Origin of the sequence: Tateyamaria pelophila, from assembly GCF_019966495.1 — a bacterium.
In the GTDB taxonomy this organism is placed as follows: Bacteria; Pseudomonadota; Alphaproteobacteria; order Rhodobacterales; family Rhodobacteraceae; genus Tateyamaria; species Tateyamaria pelophila.
In genome coordinates this window covers 1-20,131 of record NZ_JAIMIA010000059.1, presented here as the reverse complement: position 1 = coordinate 20,131, position 20,131 = coordinate 1, and the positions used below count along the sequence as shown (strand labels likewise).

18 protein-coding genes are annotated in these 20,131 nt (G+C 59.7%); 7 read left to right on the top strand and 11 right to left on the bottom strand.

What is annotated here, in order from left to right; all coding sequences use genetic code 11:
- Positions 1-7: 7 nt before the first annotated feature.
- From LC354_RS16785 to LC354_RS16770, 4 genes are all read right to left on the bottom strand, one after another.
- Positions 8-655 (bottom strand): DUF938 domain-containing protein, encoded by a 648-nt coding sequence (locus LC354_RS16785; RefSeq protein WP_317849343.1) that lies wholly within the window; start codon positions 653-655, stop codon positions 8-10.
- Positions 655-1,713: an NAD(P)/FAD-dependent oxidoreductase gene (locus LC354_RS16780; RefSeq protein WP_223425940.1), complete on the bottom strand. Its 1,059-nt coding sequence runs from the start codon at positions 1,711-1,713 to the stop codon at positions 655-657. Before LC354_RS16780 ends, LC354_RS16785 begins: the two co-directional genes overlap by 1 nt.
- Positions 1,710-2,636 carry an aldo/keto reductase gene (locus tag LC354_RS16775; RefSeq protein ID WP_223425938.1) on the bottom strand — a complete coding sequence of 309 codons (927 nt, stop codon included), beginning with the start codon at positions 2,634-2,636 and terminating at the stop codon, positions 1,710-1,712. The genes LC354_RS16780 and LC354_RS16775 overlap by 4 nt, the downstream gene beginning before the upstream one ends.
- A 99-nt stretch (positions 2,637-2,735) precedes the next feature.
- Positions 2,736-3,344, bottom strand: coding sequence for a glutathione S-transferase family protein (locus tag LC354_RS16770; protein ID WP_223425931.1), 609 nt, complete (start codon positions 3,342-3,344; stop codon positions 2,736-2,738).
- A gap of 29 nt (positions 3,345-3,373) precedes the next feature.
- Here LC354_RS16770 and LC354_RS16765 point away from each other — a divergent pair, with 29 nt between their 5' ends.
- Positions 3,374-4,072: a DUF2461 domain-containing protein gene (locus LC354_RS16765; RefSeq protein WP_223425929.1), complete on the top strand. Its 699-nt coding sequence runs from the start codon at positions 3,374-3,376 to the stop codon at positions 4,070-4,072.
- Positions 4,073-4,212: 140 nt separating this feature from the next.
- Here LC354_RS16765 and LC354_RS16760 read toward each other — a convergent pair whose 3' ends face one another.
- The 6 genes from LC354_RS16760 to LC354_RS16735 form a co-directional block, all read right to left on the bottom strand.
- Positions 4,213-5,169 (bottom strand): adenylate/guanylate cyclase domain-containing protein, encoded by a 957-nt coding sequence (locus LC354_RS16760; protein ID WP_223425927.1) that lies wholly within the window; start codon positions 5,167-5,169, stop codon positions 4,213-4,215.
- A gap of 288 nt (positions 5,170-5,457) precedes the next feature.
- On the bottom strand, positions 5,458-6,537 hold the full coding sequence (locus LC354_RS16755; protein ID WP_223425925.1) for a BMP family ABC transporter substrate-binding protein: 1,080 nt from the start codon (positions 6,535-6,537) through the stop codon (positions 5,458-5,460).
- 46 nt (positions 6,538-6,583) lie between these two features.
- Complete coding sequence (locus LC354_RS16750; RefSeq protein WP_223425923.1) at positions 6,584-7,504, bottom strand: ABC transporter permease; 921 nt, start codon at positions 7,502-7,504, stop codon at positions 6,584-6,586.
- On the bottom strand, positions 7,504-7,809 hold the full coding sequence (locus tag LC354_RS16745) for a hypothetical protein (RefSeq protein ID WP_223425922.1): 306 nt from the start codon (positions 7,807-7,809) through the stop codon (positions 7,504-7,506). Before LC354_RS16745 ends, LC354_RS16750 begins: the two co-directional genes overlap by 1 nt.
- On the bottom strand, positions 7,806-8,891 hold the full coding sequence (locus LC354_RS16740) for an ABC transporter permease (RefSeq protein ID WP_223425920.1): 1,086 nt from the start codon (positions 8,889-8,891) through the stop codon (positions 7,806-7,808). The genes LC354_RS16745 and LC354_RS16740 overlap by 4 nt, the downstream gene beginning before the upstream one ends.
- A gap of 54 nt (positions 8,892-8,945) precedes the next feature.
- The gene (locus LC354_RS16735) at positions 8,946-10,463 is read right to left on the bottom strand and encodes an ABC transporter ATP-binding protein (protein WP_223425918.1); all 1,518 of its coding nucleotides are present in this window, start codon (positions 10,461-10,463) and stop codon (positions 8,946-8,948) included.
- A 226-nt stretch (positions 10,464-10,689) separates the two neighbouring features.
- Between LC354_RS16735 and dnaE the strand changes: the two genes are divergently transcribed.
- Entirely contained in the window at positions 10,690-14,190 is a 3,501-nt protein-coding gene (dnaE, locus tag LC354_RS16730; protein ID WP_223425917.1) for a DNA polymerase III subunit alpha, read from the top strand.
- 76 nt (positions 14,191-14,266) lie between these two features.
- Entirely contained in the window at positions 14,267-15,043 is a 777-nt protein-coding gene (locus LC354_RS16725; protein ID WP_223425915.1) for a hypothetical protein, read from the top strand.
- 242 nt (positions 15,044-15,285) lie between these two features.
- On the opposite strand, the gene LC354_RS16720 is transcribed toward LC354_RS16725, so the two are convergent.
- A complete protein-coding gene (locus tag LC354_RS16720; RefSeq protein ID WP_223425913.1) occupies positions 15,286-15,480 on the bottom strand; it encodes a SlyX family protein in 195 nt (64 codons plus the stop codon).
- A gap of 117 nt (positions 15,481-15,597) precedes the next feature.
- Here LC354_RS16720 and hisS point away from each other — a divergent pair, with 117 nt between their 5' ends.
- The 4 genes from hisS (at position 15,598) to LC354_RS16700 (ending at position 19,496) form a co-directional block, all read left to right on the top strand.
- Positions 15,598-17,073, top strand: coding sequence for a histidine--tRNA ligase (gene hisS / locus LC354_RS16715; RefSeq protein WP_223425911.1), 1,476 nt, complete (start codon positions 15,598-15,600; stop codon positions 17,071-17,073).
- Complete coding sequence (locus tag LC354_RS16710) at positions 17,070-18,140, top strand: ATP phosphoribosyltransferase regulatory subunit (protein ID WP_263289435.1); 1,071 nt, start codon at positions 17,070-17,072, stop codon at positions 18,138-18,140. The genes hisS and LC354_RS16710 overlap by 4 nt, the downstream gene beginning before the upstream one ends.
- Positions 18,137-18,826 carry an ATP phosphoribosyltransferase gene (gene hisG, locus LC354_RS16705; protein ID WP_223425910.1) on the top strand — a complete coding sequence of 230 codons (690 nt, stop codon included), beginning with the start codon at positions 18,137-18,139 and terminating at the stop codon, positions 18,824-18,826. Before LC354_RS16710 ends, hisG begins: the two co-directional genes overlap by 4 nt.
- A gap of 355 nt (positions 18,827-19,181) precedes the next feature.
- Positions 19,182-19,496, top strand: coding sequence for a hypothetical protein (locus LC354_RS16700; protein ID WP_223425902.1), 315 nt, complete (start codon positions 19,182-19,184; stop codon positions 19,494-19,496).
- The last annotated feature ends 635 nt before the right edge of the window (positions 19,497-20,131 follow it).

The following is a 20,131-nucleotide window of genomic DNA, read 5'->3' as shown; positions in this document are numbered from 1 at the left end:
CTCCGCCTTACGGGGATTTGAAAACCAGGGCGAGATTGTTGGCAGGCATGTCGATGCACTGCGTCGGTATCAACCGGGCACTTTGGCCCCAGCCCAGTACAGTATCGCGATCCTTGTAGCCGATCGCGGGGTCTGATGCTTGCAGGTCAGCATGAAACCGTGCGTCTCCGTCGCTCGTCGTTTGATTGTCACGCAGGAAGGGCCCGTAGAGCATCAGCGTGCCACCGGGGGTGAGCGCGTCCGCGACCTCGGCAATCAGCGTTTTGGCAGCCAGTGTTGAGATCAGGTGTAACAGGTTCACGGTCAGGATGAGATCATAGCGCATGGATTCGCGTGACCAGCCGGATGCGCAGGCATCTAGATTGATCGGAGTGTTCAGGTTTGGCAGGTGCGCCTCGGATCGATAGGCGGCGATGCTGGCGATCCGTTCGGCAGAAACCTCGGACGGGGTCCAGATCAGGTTTGGGAGGGCGCGCGCGAAACCGGTAATGTGCTGGCCCGTGCCGCTGGCAATCTCGAGCGCCTGACCTGTGGGGGGCGCGATCCGCGTCAGCAAGTCGGTCAATGCCTCTGCGTTCCGCTCGGCCGATGGAGCATGGAGCTTGTCGCCGGATAAGGCCGTTGCAATCGAGGCGGAAGGGGGGAGTTTTGACATCATGAGAACCGTTTCGCGGAAAGAGCCGCGATCGTCGCGGGGTCAAGGTCAGACGCATGGTCCAGCGTCAGGTCCGCGACAAGCTGGCTGGCGGCGGGGGCCGTCTGAAAGCCGTAGCCGCCTTGCCCGGCGCACCAGACAAATCGCGGATTGGCAGCGTCCGGGCCCAGAACCAAAGTGCGGTCGGGGGCAAAGCTGCGCAGACCGGCCCAAGTGGTTTCGACCCGCGTGACGGGTTCCGTCACGTGTTGGCTGTAGCGGTCGATCCCTTCGGCCAGCACCATGTCGTCGGCCCATGCGTCGTGGGGTGCGACGGGATCCTCGTCGGCGGGGGAAATCAGCAATTTTCCAGCGTCAGGTTTGGCGTACCATGTCTCTCCCACGCCAAAGAAGATCGGCCAGCCAGAGACATCGTGCCCGCCCGGGGCCGGGATCCGCGCAATCGACCGGCGACATGGTGTGATCCCGATGGGCGTGACGCCCGCCATGGCGGCAATCTCATCGGCCCAGGCTCCGGCGGCATTCACGAGGGTATCGGCGGAATAGAGTTTGCTGCCGCACCGCACTGTCCATGTGTCGCCCGCTTCGATCCGGGAAACGCGCGCATCGGTGATGATCTGACCGCCGTTTGCGCGCAGGGTCTTTGCAAAATCCTGGATCATCCGATCCGTGTCGATGTCCTGCGCACTGCTGTGAAAGGCTGCACGGGTTATGCTGTCGCTGAGGATGGGCACACGGTTGTGGGCCTCTTCCAGCGTGATTTCAACGGATGCCAGATCGGCCAGGTCTGTATCGAAACCTGCATCTTCGCCTGCGCGCCCAAGCAACAGAAACCCGCGCGGCGAGAGGTATGGCTGGTGATAGGCGGCACTGGCACGGTTGAGAGCGACGACGGAAGCCGAGCCGTAGTTTTCCTCGAAGAGCGCAGCAGAGCGGCCAGACGCGTGATAGCCAAGGGCACTTTCCGCTTCGATCAGTGTGACATGCGCATGGGCGGATAGCCGTGCCGCGGCAGAAATGCCGGCGATGCCGCCGCCGATGACGATTATGTCAGTCACGCCTCTTCGATCCGATCCGTGGCGGGCGGCGGTGTGACGGACAACGCCGTAATCTGCGCGTAAAGCTCGGCGGTCATGTTGAAATCGAGTGCATGCAGCGAAGGTTCAAGCTGGGCCGCCGTTCGACCTGAGACGATGGGCCGGGGGCGGGCGGGATGCGCCATGGCCCAGGCCACCGCGAGCGTTGCCGGATGGGTGCCGAGTTCGGCGGCAAGCGCTTTCAGCTTGACGGCCGTTTCCCGCATCCAGGCGACATCATAGCGTACCGCATAGTTTTTATCTTCGGTCAGGCGACCGGTTTCTCCAGCCGCGTATTTCCCGGTCAGAAGGCCACCGCCCAGCGGGGAGTAGGGCGCAATTTCCATGCCCTGATCTACACACATCGGAAAGATCTCGACCTCGGATTGCCGTTTCACGAGGCTGTGCAACGGTTGGACGATGTCGATGCGGATTTCGAAATTTGCGGCGACGCTCTGCGCCTTCATCACTTGCCATGCGGCAAAGTTCGAGACGCCGATATGTCGGATTTTCCCCTCATGTTTGAGGGTGGCCAGGGCATCGAAGGTCTCTTGCAGCGGCGTGTCGTCATCGAAACGGTGCAGGTAGAGGATATCGACCATATCCATCTGCAAGCGTTGCCGTGATGTCTCGAACCCGGTGAGGATGTTCTGGCGGGTCGATCCACCCTCATAGGCCGCTTTGGTCGCGATGATCAGGCTGTCGCGTTCGGCCTGTACCAGACGGCCCAGCAACGTCTCTGAGGCGCCGCCGTTATAAACGAACGCAGTGTCGAAATGGGTCATGCCGACCGTACGGGCCGCGTCAAACATGGCCTGACTTTCGTCAGCGTCGGCATTGCCGCCAAATTGCATGGTGCCATAGGTCAGGGGTGAGAGCGGGGTGCCATTGGGTGATGTGATCATGGGCAATTGGTGCCACGGCGCGCAGGGCGCGTGCAACGGTTAAAACCATTCTAGCCTCTGCCAACACGCCACGACGTTCCCCCAAGAGCCGTGTGGGTTTCAGTCTGCGCCGAGTGCGGTGGCCCTTTGATAGGCCGGTCGGGCGTGGATCGTCTCGACGAATTTGGCAAGCCGTGGAAAATCCTTGGCCCGCTCCTGCCGCATCGCAATTTCGGCGGGGAAGCTGAGCATGATGTCGACGGCAGAAAGATCATCCAGCACGAAATGTCCGGAGGGGCGCAGGATATCGTTCATGTATCCGTAATGCGCGTCGAGCTGTTCAGTGATCCGGGGATGCAGCGGCGCGCCAGCCTCGCCCAGTCGCGAGACATAGAGGTTCAGCAGAATGGGCGTCATGGCGGAGCCTTCGGCGAAATGCATCAACTCCAGATGCGTGACATAGGCGGAGGTGTCGCGTGGCGGCACCATCTCTGGCGCGTATTTGGCGCAGATCAGTTCGGTAATTGCACCACTTTCGGTGATCAAACGCCCATCCATTTCGATCATCGGGGATTTGCCCAGCGGATGTATATTCGTCAGTTCCCGTGGCGCCAGACTGGTTTTGGCGTCGCGGGTATAGTGTTTGATCTGATACTCCGCCCCCACTTCTTCCAAAAGCCACAGGATGCGATGGGAGCGGGACCGGTTGAGGTGGTGCAATGTGATCATGGCGCTAGAGTGGCACGGTATCGGGCGGGTTGAAACCCGCCTTACGGGATCAGGAGGCGATGGTGGTGGACGGATTTGAACAGATGGTGGATGAGGCACTGGCCTTTTTCGCGGAGTTGGAGCGGGACAACAGCAAGGCGTGGTTCGAACCGCACAAGGCGCGTTACAAGAATCAGATCGCAGGTCCGGCGGGTTTCTTTGCCGATCTGGTCGCCGAGGATATTGCCCGCATCACTGACAAACCGCACAATCCCAAAGTCTTTCGAATCTACCGCGACGTGCGCTTTTCCAAAGACAAAACGCCCCTGAACACCCATTTGCACGTCATGTGGCAGCCTGCGGATCAAGATGCGTTGGCCCCGTCATGGTTCTGGGGATTGAGCCGCCAGTATTTCATCATGGGGATGGGCGTCATGGGGTTACAGGGCGACAGTCTTGCCCGCTACCGCGCCTTTGTCGACCATTGGGGCGACGGTTTTCAGGACGCACTTTCGCAGGTTCATTCTTCAGTTGCCGCAGAGATCAGCGAATGGGGGCCGGAGCCGCTCAAAAGGGTGCCAAAACCCTATGACCCTGACCATCCACACGGTTCATTACTGAAACGCAAGGGCTTGGCGGTCAGCGCACCGATGCCCGACGACTGGCGTGATACCGGATTGATCAAGGCCACGGTGAACAGGGTCGAAGGGTTGATGCCGGTGTGGGAAATGTTTGATCGGCATTTGTAAGAGTGTTTGTGGGGAGTATCGGTGCGTCTGTTGGCTGTCTGTCCGTTTGCAGCAGGTTCAATACCCTTTGCGCCTTTTACAGGTCATTTCTGTGAGGTCGGCGAAGCCGATTTTGACGGCTGGTCTGAGCTTCTGACGGATCAGCGTCTCGAAACGGCCAGATGGCGCATGATCTCGATGAAAACGAGCGCACCCGCAGGCCACATCGCCCAAAAGTAGCCATTCCAAGTGACAAGGTTGACCAATATCAACCCGCCAGCAACCGCTAGCCCCCGCGCAAATGGAATGCTGAAACGCTGCCCCGCTATCAAGGGTGCGGCGTACAAAGACAGAAGTGCCGCCAATATGATCCCCGGAAAATGCGCCCAGAACGGAGGCCCGGTAACAAGATCGATGACGACCAGCGCCACCCAGACTGCGCCACCCAACGCGGTGAGGCGAACGACACGTTCGCGCAGATTATCTGCATTCTGAGCCTCGGGGTCTGCTTTTTGGGGTGGCCGCGCTTTGGGCGGACTTTGTTTGCCTTTTCCAGAGCGTCGATTTCTCTTGCCATTGGAAATACCGTAAACTGATATGTCTTCGGAAAAGTTCTTTGGACGCCTTTCGCCCAGATAGTCGAAGCCGACCGTTAGCTTTGCATGGACTTGATCATAAACCTGCTGAGAAATCAGAATGCCGCCGGGTTCGGCCATTGCCTGGAGCCGTGCCGCCAGGTTGACACCCTCACCCAAAAGATCATCTCCGTCGACCATGACGTCGCCCAGATGAATGCCTATCCTAAAGTGCAATGCGCCCCCCGGGTCATTGCGTTTACTGCTAAGCTCCTGCTGCACTTCGATAGCGCACTGGACGGCTTCGACAACGGATGGGAACTCTGCAATCAACCCATCGCCTGCTGTGTTTGCGATACGGCCATGGTGGCGTTGAATGAATTTGGAAAAGACACTTCGGGCGGCCTGTAATGAGCCAAGCGCACGGACCTCGTCAGCCTGCATCACGCGACTGTATCCCTCAGCGTCCGCCGCAAGGATCGTCGTCAACTTCCGTTGCACTTCGGAGGACATGGTTGCGCCTTTTTTGAAACGGTCATTCATATATCGTCGATCCGGGAGTGTGTATCAACCCGGCCCATTCCGGCACGTTTCTGGCGGAAAGGTGAAAAACAAGGTCAATGATTCCAGAGATGACCTGACAGTCCGACACTAGAGTATCGAAAAAGGCTTTTTGTTGAGGCAGATGCGCCGTGTCATGGGTTTGAGTTTTGCCGGTTTGGGCCACACAAGAAATTCAAACCCGGAACTGCCCTCACATCCCTGTCCCCATCAGGCACAAAAAAGCCCCGCACATGGCGGGGCTTTCTTCGTTTTGCCAAGTGCATTCGCTTACTGCGGAATGTCGCCCTCGATGCCTTCGACATAAAAGTTCATGCCAGCCAACGTGCCGTCATCCGCAGTTTCGCCCTCTGCCAACCAGGCCGAACCGTCCTGTTTGTTCAGGGGGCCGGTGAAGGGATGGTAGGAGCCATCGGCAATCGCGGCTTTCATGGCCAGCGCTTCGGCTTTGACGTCCGCAGGTACGGCGTCTGTGATTTCGCCGATGCCAACCATACCTGGGCCGATGCCGTCCCATGTGTCCGTGCTGACCCATGTGCCATCCATGACGGCCTTGGTACGCGCAATGTAGTAGGGGGCCCAGTCGTCGATGATCGACGAAACGCGCGGGAAGGGCGCATACTGGATCATGTCCGAGGCTTGACCAAAGGTTACCACGTTTCCGGCTTCCTGAGCGGCGGCTTGCGGCGCTGTGGAGTCCGTGTGCTGCAAGATGACGTCGGCACCTTGTTCAATCAGGACCTTGGCGGCGTCTGCTTCTTTGGCCGGGTCAAACCACGTATAGACCCAGATCACTTTGAACTCGACGTCAGGGTTCACCTTGGCTGCATGGATATAGGCCGAGTTGATGCCCCGGATCACTTCGGGAATCGGGAAGGACCCGATATAGCCGACGATGTTGGATTCAGTCATCTTGCCCGCGATGTGGCCCTGAATCGCGCGGCCTTCATAGAAGCGCGCCGAGTAGGTCGATACGTTGTCGGCACGTTTGTAGCCCGTCGCATGCTCAAATTTGACGTCCGGGAACTTGGCCGCGATGTTGATGGTCGGGTCCATGAAGCCGAAGGACGTGGTAAAGATCAGATCGGCTCCGTTCAGCGCCATCTGTGTCATCACCCGTTCGCTGTCCGGGCCTTCGGCCACGTTCTCGACAAATACGGTTTCGACCGCATCGCCAAACTCTTCTTCGACAGCCAGGCGGCCCTTGTTGTGTTCATAGGTCCAGCCGCCATCTCCGACGGGGCCGACAAAGACAAAGCCGACTTTGGTTTTCTCGTGACCTTCCGCGATAGCCGCGCCCGCAAACCCAACGGCGAGGGCCGCGGTGGCCAGTAAATGAGACAGTTTCATAGAAATCTTTTCCCCTGTTGTTGGTCCCTGTGACGGGACAGTGCCTCTATTGCGAAGCATGGAATGTGCGCCCCAGTGAGCCGGGGGCGCGTGATTTGTCTGCGGACAGAATCACCAGAACGATGATTGTCACGATGTAGGGCGACATTGCCAAATACTCGACCGGAATGGCAACGCCTGCACCTTGCAGGTTCAACTGTAACTGGGTGATTCCGCCAAAAAGATAGGCACCCAACAGAACCCGCCACGGCTTCCAGGAAGCGAAGACAACCAGTGCGAGTGCAATCCAACCCACGCCCGCCGTCATGCCCTCGGTCCACTGGGGGACGCGGATCAGGCTGATATAGGCCCCGCCGAGGCCTGCACAGGCTCCCCCGAACATGATGGCCAGCGTGCGGATGCGTTTGACCTTGTACCCCAGCGCGTGGGCCGCATCGTGGTTTTCTCCTACGGCCCGCAGGATCAGACCCGCTCGGGTGAATTTCAGGGTGGCCCAGGTGCCTGCCACGATCAAAAGCCCAAGATAGACGATGATATCATGGCCAAAGAGGATTGGCCCGATGACGGGAATATCGGCCAGTGGCCCAAGCGGCGTGTCGCCCATGCGCGGCGGTTTGATCCCCACATAGCTTTGCCCCAAAAGCGCCGAAAGCCCGAGGCCAAAAAGCGTGAGCGCGAGGCCCGAGGCCACCTGGTTTGCCAAGGCCACTTGCGTCAGAAAGGCAAACAAAAGGCTCAGCACGGCTCCGCCAAGGGCCGCCGCAATAAAGCCAACGGCGGGGGACCCGGTGTTGACCGCGATGATGAAGCCGCAAACGGCGCCGGTGATCATCATGCCCTCCACCCCGAGGTTCAGAACGCCCGCGCGTTCCACGACCAACTCACCGATGGCGGCCAGAAGGATGGGGGTCGAGGCGGCGATCATGGCCGCGATCAGCAGGATTGGGTTGATGGCGGACAGATCCATCAGAACAGCCCATGCAGAGTGACGTGGGTGAGTGCCACAGCCAGACCTGCACCGATCAGCATTTGCCGCAGGTGCGCCCAGGACGGGCGGTGCATCTGTTCGATGTATCTGGCCGGTTGGGGGATATGGCGTGCAGCCGCAAGCGGAACGACAACTATGACAAGGACCGCAGCCACATGGGCAAGGACAAACCCGATTGCAGCCCAGACCCCAAGTTCACTTTGTCCGGTGACAGTCATATGCACCATGCCAAGCATCATCAGACCCATCGCGCCGCCCATTGCGTAAGGGATTGCCTGTCTCATGTCGCAGCCTCCGGCGTGCCGAACCGCACGCGATAATTGGTCAGCAAGTCCAGCGCCAACAGGAAAAAGAGCAGCATCCCCTGAAAGACCTGAATGGCGGCGGCAGGCAGGCCCAACTGGCTCTGGGCGATATCGCCGCCGATGTAAGTGAGCGCCATCAGCAATCCGGCCAAGACGATCCCGATCGGATTGAGGCGGCCCAGGAACGCCACGATGATGGCGGTAAACCCATAGCCGACATTGAAATCAATGCTGATCTGGCCTGCGGGTCCGGCGACCTCGAACATACCGGCAAGTCCCGCCAAAAGGCCCGACACGCCAAGGCAGAACAGGATCAGGCGGCTGGGGTTCACGCCGCCAAAGCGCGCGGCGCGCGGCGCCTCTCCTGTGACGCGGATGGCAAAGCCGAGCCGGTGCCGCGTCAACAGAATATAGGAAAAGATCACGGCAATCAGAGCGGCCACGACGCCCCAGTGCATCCCCGTATTGGCGATCAGTTCGGCATTATGGGCAGACGGGTACTGTTGCAGATTGCGTGATCCCGGAAAGCCGAATCCTTCAGGGTTTTTCAACAATCCCAGAGACATGGATGCCAAAAGCTGTTCGGCCACATAGACCAGCATCAGGCTCACGAGGATCTCGTTGGTGCCGAACTTTACCTTCAGGACACCCGGGATCAATGCCCAGATGCAGCCCCCCACCGCGCCTGCGAGCACCATCAGCGGAAAGATGAACACGCTTTCAGTCGGATAGAATGCGAGCCCCATGGCGGCACCGCAGATTGCGCCGACGATGTATTGCCCCTCGGCCCCAATGTTCCAGATGCCGGCCTTGAACCCAAGCGCCAGACCGATGGCGATCAAGACCAGCGGCGCGCCCTTCACCAGCAATTGCGGGCGGTAGTAAAAAGAGAACTCACCGAAGACCGGCTCCCAGAAGATCGTGGCAATGGCCTGAAACGGATCCTTGCCGAGCGCGGCAAAAAGCACACCGCCAAAAACCATCGTCAGCAAGACGGCAAGAACCGGTGTGGCATAGGCCATCATGGCAGAGGGTTGCGGGCGCGCTTCGATCCGGATCATCGGCGCGGTCCTCTGCTTCTCTGTTCCGGAAAAATCCTCCCCGAAGGGTCGGTCTCAAACATGCGCGACCTCCATTCCGTGGGCACCGCCCAGCATCAGGCCGATCTGTTCGACATCAAGCCCTTGAGTCGAGACCGGGGCAGACAGGCGTCCTTCGTTCAAGGCCGCAAATCTGTCCGAAATTTCCATCAATTCATCAAGATCCTGGCTGATGACGATCAGCGCCGCACCGTTGGCGGCCAGATCCAGCAGCGCCTGCCGGATGTCAGCGGCGGCGGCGGCGTCCACGCCCCATGTGGGCTGGTTCACAACCAAAACTTCCGGCCGTTGCAACACTTCGCGCCCGATCACGAATTTTTGCAGGTTTCCGCCCGACAACGAACGCGCGGCATTTTCCGGCCCAGGCGTGCGGACGTCGAATTCCTTGATGATCCGTTCGGCGAAAATACGGGTCTTGGGCCAGTTGAGCATGCCGCGCTTGGACAAACCTTCGCGCGCCGCGCCCGTCAGCATCGCATTTTCGATCAGTGACATATTCGGCGCCGCGGCATGGCCCAAACGCTCTTCAGGGGCGGCCAGAACGCCGAAACCGCGACGGGCCTCCGGCCCGATGCCTGCCATGTCGTGATCCTGAAACCGGACCATTCCGGCTTTGCATGGCAATTCACCGGACAATACGGCCAGCAATTCGTCCTGTCCGTTGCCCGCGACGCCGCCGATGCCCAGAACCTCTCCGGACTGTACCTGGAACGAGATGTCCTTGAGCGCCATCCCAAATGCCGAAGGGGACGCCGCCGACAGCGCCGTGACGGACAAAACGACAGCGCCCGTCACATGAGCCGCGCTTTTGGGCGTGGCCAGCGTACTGCCGACCATCAGTTCGGCCATGTCCCGCGCCGAGGTGTCGCGCGGCACGCAGGTGCCCACAACTTTGCCGCCGCGCAGGATCGTGGCCGCATCACACAGCGCGCGGATTTCCTCAAGCTTGTGCGAGATATACAGGATCGCAGTGCCTTCTGCGCTCAGCTTGCGCAGGGTTTCAAACAGGATCTCGACCTCTTGCGGGGTCAGCACAGAGGTCGGTTCGTCCATGATCAGCAACTTGGGATCCTGCAAAAGACAGCGAATGATCTCGACCCGTTGCCGCTCTCCTGCGGAAAGGTCTCCGACGATGCGGTCCGGGGACAACGGCAGGCCATAGGTCTCCGAAACGTCGCGGATACGCGCGGCCAAGGTCCGCATGGGCGGTGGGGTTTCCATGCCGAGCGCAATGTTTTCAGCGACCGTCAGCGCATCAAAGAGGGAGAAATGCTGAAACACCATGCCGACACCCGCCGCGCGCGCCGTGCGCGGATCGGTTGGTGCAAAAGCTTTGCCAAACATCTGCATGGTACCGGCGTCTGGCTTCACAAGCCCATAGATCATCTTGACCAGCGTGGACTTGCCCGCACCGTTTTCACCCAGAAGGGCGTGTATTTCACCAAGGCCAATCGACAGGCTGACAGAGTCGTTCGCAACCACGCCCGGATAGGCCTTGGTCACACCGGATAATTGAAGCAATGGCGCGGTCATTTTTGTTCGTTCCCCCTGGCTCGCTGCGGAGCCTTGACCGTTAGTAGCGGCGCGATGGCCCTCACGGCAATAGGCTGCGCATGTTTTGGTGGTTTTGGTTCGCCAAACGGGTTCGCACTGCGCGTATTTGCGGCGTTTTTGGGCCTTTGGCAGAAACGCCGATTTGGTGTGTATAACTTTGCGGTGCCACTGGATATGGGGGCTGGCTACGCCTAGTCTTGTTCTCATGACAGATACTCCCCGATTCATTCACCTGCGCACCCATTCCGAATATTCGCTGCTGGAAGGGGCCATGCGCCTCAAGAAGCTGCCCGATCTGGTGCGGAAGGCGGGTATGCCCGCCATCGCGCTGACCGACACCAACAATATGTTTGCGGCGTTGGAGTTTTCTGTTGGCATGGCCGGGGCAGGGGTGCAGCCGATCATCGGCTGTCAGGTGGATTTGCAGTATTTGGCGGCCCGTCCCGGCGAGCGACCAAAGGATCCCGCACCCGTCGTGTTGCTGGCGCAGTCCGAGACCGGGTACGAAAACCTGATGAAGCTGAATTCGTGCCTCTACCTGCGCGAAGGCTCCGAGTTGCCACATGTCACGATGGAGGACTTGGCGCGTCACGCCGATGACGTGATCTGTTTGACCGGCGGGCCCGAGGGACCACTGGGCAAGCTGTTGCAAAGCGCGCAGCGCCCGGCCGCGCAGGCTTTGCTTGAGCAAATGGCCGCCGCATATTCCGACCGCCTTTATGTCGAGTTACAACGCCATCCCGGCGAAGGCGGCCAGCCTGAGGCCGAGCGGCAGACCGAGCGCGGTTTTGTCGAAATGGCCTATGCGATGGATTTGCCTCTGGTCGCCACCAATGACGTCTATTTCCCGCATCCGGACATGTACGAAAGCCATGACGCGCTGATCTGTATCGCGGACGGGGCCTATGTCGACCAGCAAGAGCCACGCCGCCGCCTGACCGCGCAACACTATTTCAAATCGCAGGCCGAAATGGTGGCCCTGTTTGCCGATTTGCCCGAAGCCATCGAAAATACCATCGAGATCGCGCGCCGCTGCGCCTTTATGGCCTACCGTCGTGATCCGATCCTGCCCAAATTTGCCGATGATGAGGTGCAGGAATTGCGCCGTCAGGCCAATGAGGGATTGGTCGAGCGCCTCAAGGTAATTCCCCACGCCGCGAGCGTCGAGGAGTACCAAAAGCGCCTGGATTTCGAGTTGGACATCATCGAGGGCATGGGCTTTCCGGGATATTTCCTGATCGTTGCCGACTTCATCAAATGGGCCAAGGACCAGAACATCCCCGTTGGTCCGGGACGCGGTTCGGGTGCGGGCTCGCTTGTGGCCTATGCCCTCACGGTGACCGACCTTGATCCGCTGCGCTATGCGTTGCTGTTCGAACGGTTCCTGAACCCCGAACGGGTCAGTATGCCCGACTTCGACATCGACTTTTGCATGGATCGGCGCGAAGAGGTCATCCGCTATGTCCAGGACAAATACGGGCGCGACAAGGTGGGCCAGATCATTACCTTCGGGGCCTTGCTCTCGAAGGCGGCGGTGCGCGACATCGGACGCGTGTTGCAGATGCCTTACGGTCAGGTTGATCGTTTGTCCAAGCTGATCCCGGTCGAAGGGGTCAAGCCCGTATCGATCGAAAAGGCACTGACGGATGAGCCACGCCTGCGCGAAGAGGCCCGCAACGAAGAGGTGGTGAAACGCCTGTTGGATTACGGGCAACAGGTTGAAGGATTGCTGCGCAATGCCTCGACCCACGCCGCAGGCGTGGTGATCGGTGACAGGCCATTGGATGCGCTTGTGCCGCTCTATCAGGATCCGCGCTCGGATATGCCTGCGACCCAGTTCAATATGAAATGGGTCGAGCAGGCCGGATTGGTGAAGTTCGACTTTCTGGGCCTGAAAACGCTGACGGTGATCCAGAACGCGGTGGATCAGATCTTGCGCGCTGGGCGTCCGCTGCATATTGCCGCCGATGGCACCGAACTCTACCAACCCGCTGACGGAATGGAGAACGATATCGGTGGCATTCCGCTGGATGACGAGGCGAGCTACAAACTCTATTCCGCCGCCAAGACAGTGGCCGTGTTTCAGGTGGAAAGCTCGGGCATGATGGATGCCCTCAAGCGGATGAAACCCACCTGCATCGAGGATATCGTCGCACTTGTGGCGCTTTACCGGCCCGGTCCGATGGAGAACATTCCAAAATATTGCGAGGTCAAGAACGGGCTGAGCGAGCGCGAGATGCTGCACCCCACCGTCGATCATATTCTGGACGAGACCCAAGGGATCATCGTTTACCAGGAACAGGTGATGCAGATCGCGCAGGAAATGGCCGGGTACAGCCTTGGCGGTGCGGATCTGTTGCGCCGCGCGATGGGCAAGAAAATTCAGGAAGCGATGGACGCCGAGCGGCCGAAATTCCTGAAAGGTTCCGCTGAAAACGGGGTGGACGAAGCCAAGGCCATCGAGGTCTGGAACTTGCTCGATAAATTCGCCAACTACGGCTTCAACAAATCCCACGCGGCGGCCTATGCGGTGGTCAGCTACCAAACCGCGTGGCTCAAGGCGAACCACCCGGTCGAATTTATGGCGGGTGTCATGAACTGCGATATCCACCTGACCGACAAGTTGGCGGTGTATTTCGAGGAAGTGCGCAAATCGCTGGAATTGCCGTGGGTGCCGCCCTGCGTGAACCGCTCGGACGCCACGTTCAAGGTTGTTGATGGGGCTCTGGTCTATGCGTTGGGCGCGCTCAAGAATGTTGGCGTCGAGGCCATGCGACTGGTGGTGGCGGGACGCGCAGACAAACCCTTTGTGACGTTGTTCGATTTAGCGCGCCGGGTGGATTTGAAGCGTGTGGGCAAGCGGCCGCTGGAGATGCTGGCGCGGGCAGGTGCCTTTGACCAGCTTGATCCAAACCGGCGCCGGGTGTTCAACAGCCTCGATGCGCTCAGCGCCTATTCGGCAGCCATTCACGAACAGAAATCGAGCAATCAGGTCTCCTTGTTCGGAGAGGCCGGGGATGATTTGCCGGAACCAAGGATGTTGCCGGTAGAAGACTGGTTGCCCGCCGAGCGTCTGGGCGAGGAATTCAAGGCTGTTGGGTTCTACCTCTCCGGCCACCCGCTGGATGACTACATGGGGCCGCTCAAGCGCAAGGGCATCATCACGCTGGACGATGTGCGGACCAAAGCGGAAGGCCAGCCCTTGGTGGCCAAGCTGGCCGGCGTCGTGGCAGGGCTGCAAATTCGCAAATCGGCACGGGGAAACCGCTTTGCCTTCTGCCAGATGTCGGACACGACAGGCGCGTTCGAAGTTACGCTCTTTTCCGACAGTCTCGAAAAATCTCAGGATCTGCTCGTGGCCGGGGCCAAGGTGATCGTCACCGTCGAAGCCACCATTGAGTCCGATCAGTTGAAGCTGTTGGGTCGGTCCGTGGCTGCAATCGATACGGTGGTCGCGGATGTCGATGGCATGGGTTTGCGCATATTCGTGGATCAACCCGATGCGTTGGCGTCGGTCGCCTTCGTGCTGGACGGCGCGCAGGTCGCAGCCAAGACGGCCGGGCGCGGCCCGATCACGATCTGCCTGATGGATGATAGCCTGCCCGGAGAGGTCGAAATGGATCTGGGCGCCGATTTCCCCGTTACACCCCAGATAAAGGGCGCAATCAAATCGCTCTCGGGAGTCGTCGAAGTTCAGGATATGTAGACGGAGTTTGGCCGCCCGACTGGACGACGCGGTGATCTTGACGTTAGATGCGATCCAACTCAGGGGGGAAAGCGCGATGTTCAAGCGTTGGCTGATCGTGCCAGTTTTCGCGGCTCTGGCGGGATGCGGAGACCCGCTGGCTGGCATTGAGCGTATGTCCGAGACGGAAGACATTCCAGTGGATGACGCAACTAACGCTCTTCCCTCCCAAGAAGAACTGAACAGCGATACGCCAATTTTTGCGGGCTTGTTTCGTGGTGCAAGCAGCGATGCTGCAACGGATGATGCGCAAGGCAGCGACTCGCCCTCAAAGAAAACGGAAGGTGCCCTTGCTGGGCCCAGAGTGAAACGAAATGGACCGGATGCGGCCGATGTCCCTTTCGGAACTGTCCTGCCATTTGGACAGATCGCGCGGGTCTGTGATGCAAATGGCAAAAGCCTTGGAAAGCTGGTGGAGCAAGCGTCGCGACGCGGTGCGCGATACAAGCTCTACGATTCCGTGCCCAACAGCGCGGCACCACGCACCTTTTATGTGAAAGGCTTCAAGGACAATTGCCCGCGCCAGTTCACTGCCGCTTTGGCACTTTTCGGAACACCAGAAATGCATGAGCAGTTGCGCTATGGCCTGCCAGCCAAGGAATATCCCTATTCTACAACCGACAAAGCCTACGAGGTGATAAAGGCACAGGTGTGCGGTGTGGCACGCTCCAAGCCCTGCGGGCGCCGGATCTCACGACTTGAACAAACAACCGTATTTGTCAGTGCCTATGAAAACTTTTCAGAGAATGCGCGCTGGGCGGATATGCTGCTCCATCAGGGGACGGTTTTGGCGGCGTCTTTGAAAACTCCGTAACTTGCGGGTCTTGACGCGGCAGGAGCCTCCGGCGGGGATTTTTTTGAACAGAGAAATCAGACTCGGTTACCCGATATTAACCCTAGTGCGATCTTTTGCTGTAGCGCAGGCAGCAGGGATGCCAGCCTGCGTGAACGGAGAAGGCTCTTGGTCGGTGCGATCAAGAGCCGGACCCGGTCTATCTTCTCTGTTCAAAAAAATCCCCGCCGGAGGCTCCTGAATGTGCGGCAAGTGCGGGCAGATCAGTAGTGTGGTGGCCGTTCATCTCCAACAACGATCCCACCGCCGCCTTGAGCTTCACGCGCACCTTCGCGTTCCATCAGCAATTGTACCCGGCGGGTCAGGATCGCGATTTCGCCTTCCTGGCGGGCGACGATGTCCGACAAATCGTCAACGGTGCGCATGAGGTGGGCGATCTGTTCTTCGAGTTCTTGCATATGTGTCTCCTGAGCGACATGTGGACCTTTGCCCTGCGCCTGACAAGGCTGATGTGTGCCTTGCCCCCTCAGGCAGCGTAGGCTATCCCGCCCGCGTAGATCAAACGGAGTGGCACCATGGCCAAGCCCAAGAAGACCCCGCGTCCCAAGGCCCAGACGCCCAAGGGATTTGCAGATTATTTCGGCAAGGACGTGACCGAACGCGCCGAGATGTTGCGGACGATCGCCGGAGTCTATCATCGCTATGGGTTTGATGCGCTGGAATCGAGTGCGGTCGAGACCGTCGAGGCTTTGGGCAAATTCCTGCCTGACGTGGACCGGCCCAACGAAGGTGTCTTTGCCTGGCAGGAAGAGGACGGCGACTGGCTGGCTCTGCGCTATGACATGACGGCGCCCTTGGCGCGCGTTTATGCTCAGCACCGCAACGATCTGCCAAACCCTTATCGTCGCTATACGATGGGCCCGGTTTGGCGCAATGAAAAGCCGGGACCGGGCCGGTTCCGCCAGTTTTATCAGTGTGATGCCGATACCGTCGGGACGGCCAGTATGGCGGCGGACGCCGAGATTTGCGCGATGCTGGCTGATACATTGGAAGCCGTTGGAATTCAGAGGGGTGACTATGTGATCCGCCTCAACAATCGCAAAGTCTTGAATGGCGTGATGGAGGTTGCAGGCCTTTCGGGCGACGACAAGGCGGTCGAGCGTGGCATTGTTCTGCGCGCCATCGACAAGCTGGATCGCTTGGGGCCTGACGGTGTCCGCGCCCTGCTCGGGGCCGGACGCAAGGATGAGAGTGGCGATTTTACCGTTGGTGCCGGGCTTGGCGAGGCTGAGGCGGATACCGTCATGGGGTTCATGGAGGCCAGACAGGACACCGGTGCTGGGACTGTGAAGCGACTGCGGTCCCTTGTCACCGGTTCGGCCGTCGGTGAGAAAGGCGTCGCCGAACTGGAAGAGATTGCGGCCCTCCTCGATGCGGGCGGTTATGGCCCCGATCGGATCATTATCGACCCGTCTGTCGTGCGTGGCCTTGGCTACTACACCGGTCCTGTCTACGAGGCGGAACTGACCTTTGAGGTCACCGACGAAAAAGGACGGCCCCGCAATTTCGGCTCGGTCGCAGGGGGCGGGCGCTATGACGATCTGGTCAGGCGGTTTACCGGGCAAGAGGTTCCCGCGACGGGTATTTCCATTGGCGTGGATCGCCTGCTGGCGGCCTTGCGCGCCACGGGACGTTCGGGTGCGGAGGCTGCTGGCCCTGTCGTCGTGACTGTCATGGACCGCGACCGTATGGCGGACTATCAGGCGATGGTGGCTGAATTGCGCAACGCGGGCATTCGGGCCGAGGTGTATCTGGGCAATCCCAAGAATTTCGGCAACCAACTGAAATACGCAGACAAACGCGGCAGCCCCATTGCCATCATCGAAGGCGGCGACGAAAAGGAACGCGGCGTGGTCCAGATCAAAGATCTGATCCTGGGTGCCAAGATCGCCGAAACTGCCACCCACGAAGAGTGGAAAGACCTGCCCAGCCAATACGAGGTGCCACGCGACCAGATGCTGGCCAAGGTGCGTGAGATCCTGGGCCAATGACTGTTACGCGCCGGAGGGCGATGGCCTTGCGTGATGGTTTCGTGGCGCAAGGGGCTGTTGCCGTCGAAACACCGATCTTGCAACCCGCCGAACTGTTGCTTGACCTGTACGGCGAGGATATTCGCGCGCGTGCCTACGTGACCAGCGACGCGCTGCGCGGTGAGCAAATGCTGCGGCCGGACTTCACCGTGCCCGTCGTGCAAATGCATATGGCGCATGGGGCCGAACCTGCGCGTTATACCTATGCAGGTGAGGTGTTTCGACGCCAGGAGGACGACCCGGACCGGGCCAACGAATTCTTGCAAGTGGGCTATGAGGTGTTTGACCGGGTCAACCCTGCGGCGGCGGATGCCGAGGTGTTCGCGCTCTTTGCACAGGCGGTCGCCCATCTGGGATTACGTGCCGCGACCGGTGACATTGGCATTCTGACGTCAGCCGTGAATGGCTTGCGTACGACGGAACGTCGCAAGGCTGCTCTACGTCGCCATATCTGGCGGCCGCGCCGGTTTCGCACCTTGTTGGACAGGTTTGCAGGCCGCGCCGACATCCCAGAAACCCGGCAAGCCCTGCTGGATGGAACCGCAGTGTCCCACGCCCCTTTGATCGGGCTGCGCGGACCGTCAGAGATCAGGGAGCGTGTCGATGCCCTGCGATCCGATGCGGCCGAACCGCCTATCAGTGCCGTCGAAATGGATGGCTTGGATGCGCTTTTGGCCGTGCGCGAAACACTGCCTTTCGCCGTTCAGCATTTGCGCGATCTGGCGGTGGACCTGCCTGCGATTGCACGTGCGGTATCGAAGATGGAGGCGCGGATCGAGGCGCTGTCCGCACGCGGTGTCGATGTCGATACGTTGGAGTTCGAGACCAGTTTCGGCCGTACGTCCATGGAATATTACGACGGCTTTGTCTTTGGATTCTATGCAGAATCCCGTCCGGATCTGCCGGCGATCGCCAGCGGTGGGCGCTATGATGCCCTGACGCGGCGCTTGGGGAACGGCCAGGAAATTCCGGCGGTTGGTGGGGTGCTGCGCCCCGGTCTGATGGTTGATCTGGAGGTCGCGACATGACCGTCAAACTGGGTGTTCCGTCCAAGGGGCGGTTGATGGAAAAGACCTTTGAGTGGTTCGCCAAACGCGGTGTCACCCTTAGCCGAACCGGTTCGGATCGTGAATATGCAGGGGCCGTTGACGGCATCGAAGGCGTGACTTTGGTGCTGCTTTCGGCCGGGGAAATTCCACGTGAATTGGCCGCGGGGCGCATCCATCTGGGCGTGACCGGCACCGATCTGATCCACGAAAAACTGCCACTGTGGGAACAACAAGTCGAACCTGTCGAAGAACTGGGCTTTGGCAATGCCGATCTTGTTCTTGCGGTTCCGCAGGGCTGGGTCGATGTGGATTTGACAGATGACCTGGATGCGGTGGCTGCGATGTTTCGGGCGCGCCATGGGTTCCGGCTCAGGATTGCCACGAAATATCATAGGCTTGTGCGCGAGTTTCTGCGTGAGGCGGGCGTTGCGGATTACGCGCTGGTGGACAGTCAGGGCGCGACCGAAGGCACCGTGGCAAACGAAACGGCCGAAGCCATTGCCGACATCACGTCGAGCGGTGAGACACTGCGTGCCAATCACCTCAAGGTCCTGTCTGACGGGTTGATACTGGCCTCTCAGGCGACGTTGTGGCGCAGTCGTGGAGCAGCGCTGGATGACGCGGATCGGATCGTCTTGCGCGCGCTTTTGGAGCGGTTGGGCTGAGGGCGCGGGACCGTGCGCGCAACACCTGTTCCGCACTGCCGAATATCGGACGTTAATACCATAAAAACAAGGGCGATGGCCCTGTCACACCCCGTACACAGGCCGTGCACCACCTGTGCACCGGGCAATGCACCGGCGGCCGATAGCGCGGGGTTAACAGCGCCTGCGGTGGTGTTTGTCAAGAAAGGATGAATGGCGGTCGGGTCTTGGTAGGCCAATAGATTTGCGATTTGTTTGATCGGCAGAGTGCTGTTGTGCGCGACGGGTTGTCTGTCGCCGGGGACGTCTCCACCGCAAGCCCTTCGATCTTCAACGGCATCAGTGATCGCGTCGGGTCTCCGGCACCGATCCCCGCGTGGCGCTTGATCCGCGCAATCTGGATGGGCGACTGATCTCCGGCGTGAACTTCGGCCTCAGTGCCGCCATCGGCGAAAAGATCTTCCTGCGGGAGGGTCTGGTCGAGCAGTCCAACTACCACGATTATCCGCCAATGCGTATGTATCAGGCTCCGCCCAGTCTCACGCGCATCCTGGAAAACGCGCCACATATTCGCGGCATCGGAGAGCCCGGCACCCCATGCGCCGCCCCCGCGCGGGCCAATGCCGTCTTTGCCCTGACGGGACAGCGCATCCGAACCCTGCCGCTTGGGCACAGCATCGCCTTTGCATGAAAGCAAATGACAGGTGACAGACGGCGGCGTTTTCCGTCGCCCGTACATCCCGGATGAACGATGATAGCTATCTTGCGATCCGGTTTTCCATGGCAATTGCCGCCTGTTTGCTGATCTTTCGAACATATCCGCGGCCTTGGCTGCCGCATCAGTCATTCGATTGGGACGATGTGGTTTTCTGGTGCCCTTCGCTCCGATCCTGATGCGCAGCCACATCGACATCATCACCCGTCTGATCGCGTGCCCCGGCTACCAAGCTTTGACGCCTTGCCGTCGTTGGAAAACCAGACGCCCATGGCCTTGCGCGCGTTCCGGCGGGTTGGATCAGGGCGTACCGCCAGCTTTAGGGGCTTCGTCCTCGCGGGCCGCCACTGGCTTCGGGAGACTTCTGAACCTGATCAGGGTCGGGTCCAGACGGTAGGGTCCGGCTTACCAAGGGGTGCCCAGCGGGAGATCGGAAAAGCGTACCACCCTCCCCGGGACCCGCGTTTGCAAGCCGGGGGAGGCTCTGGCTTTCAATGGGGTGCCGGAGATATCCCTGTGGGACGGATCAATGCCTAGGCAGCGGACTCATAAAACTCGATCCACAGCCTGACGGATGCCAGTTTGATCATCGACAGGAAATTGCGTGATGT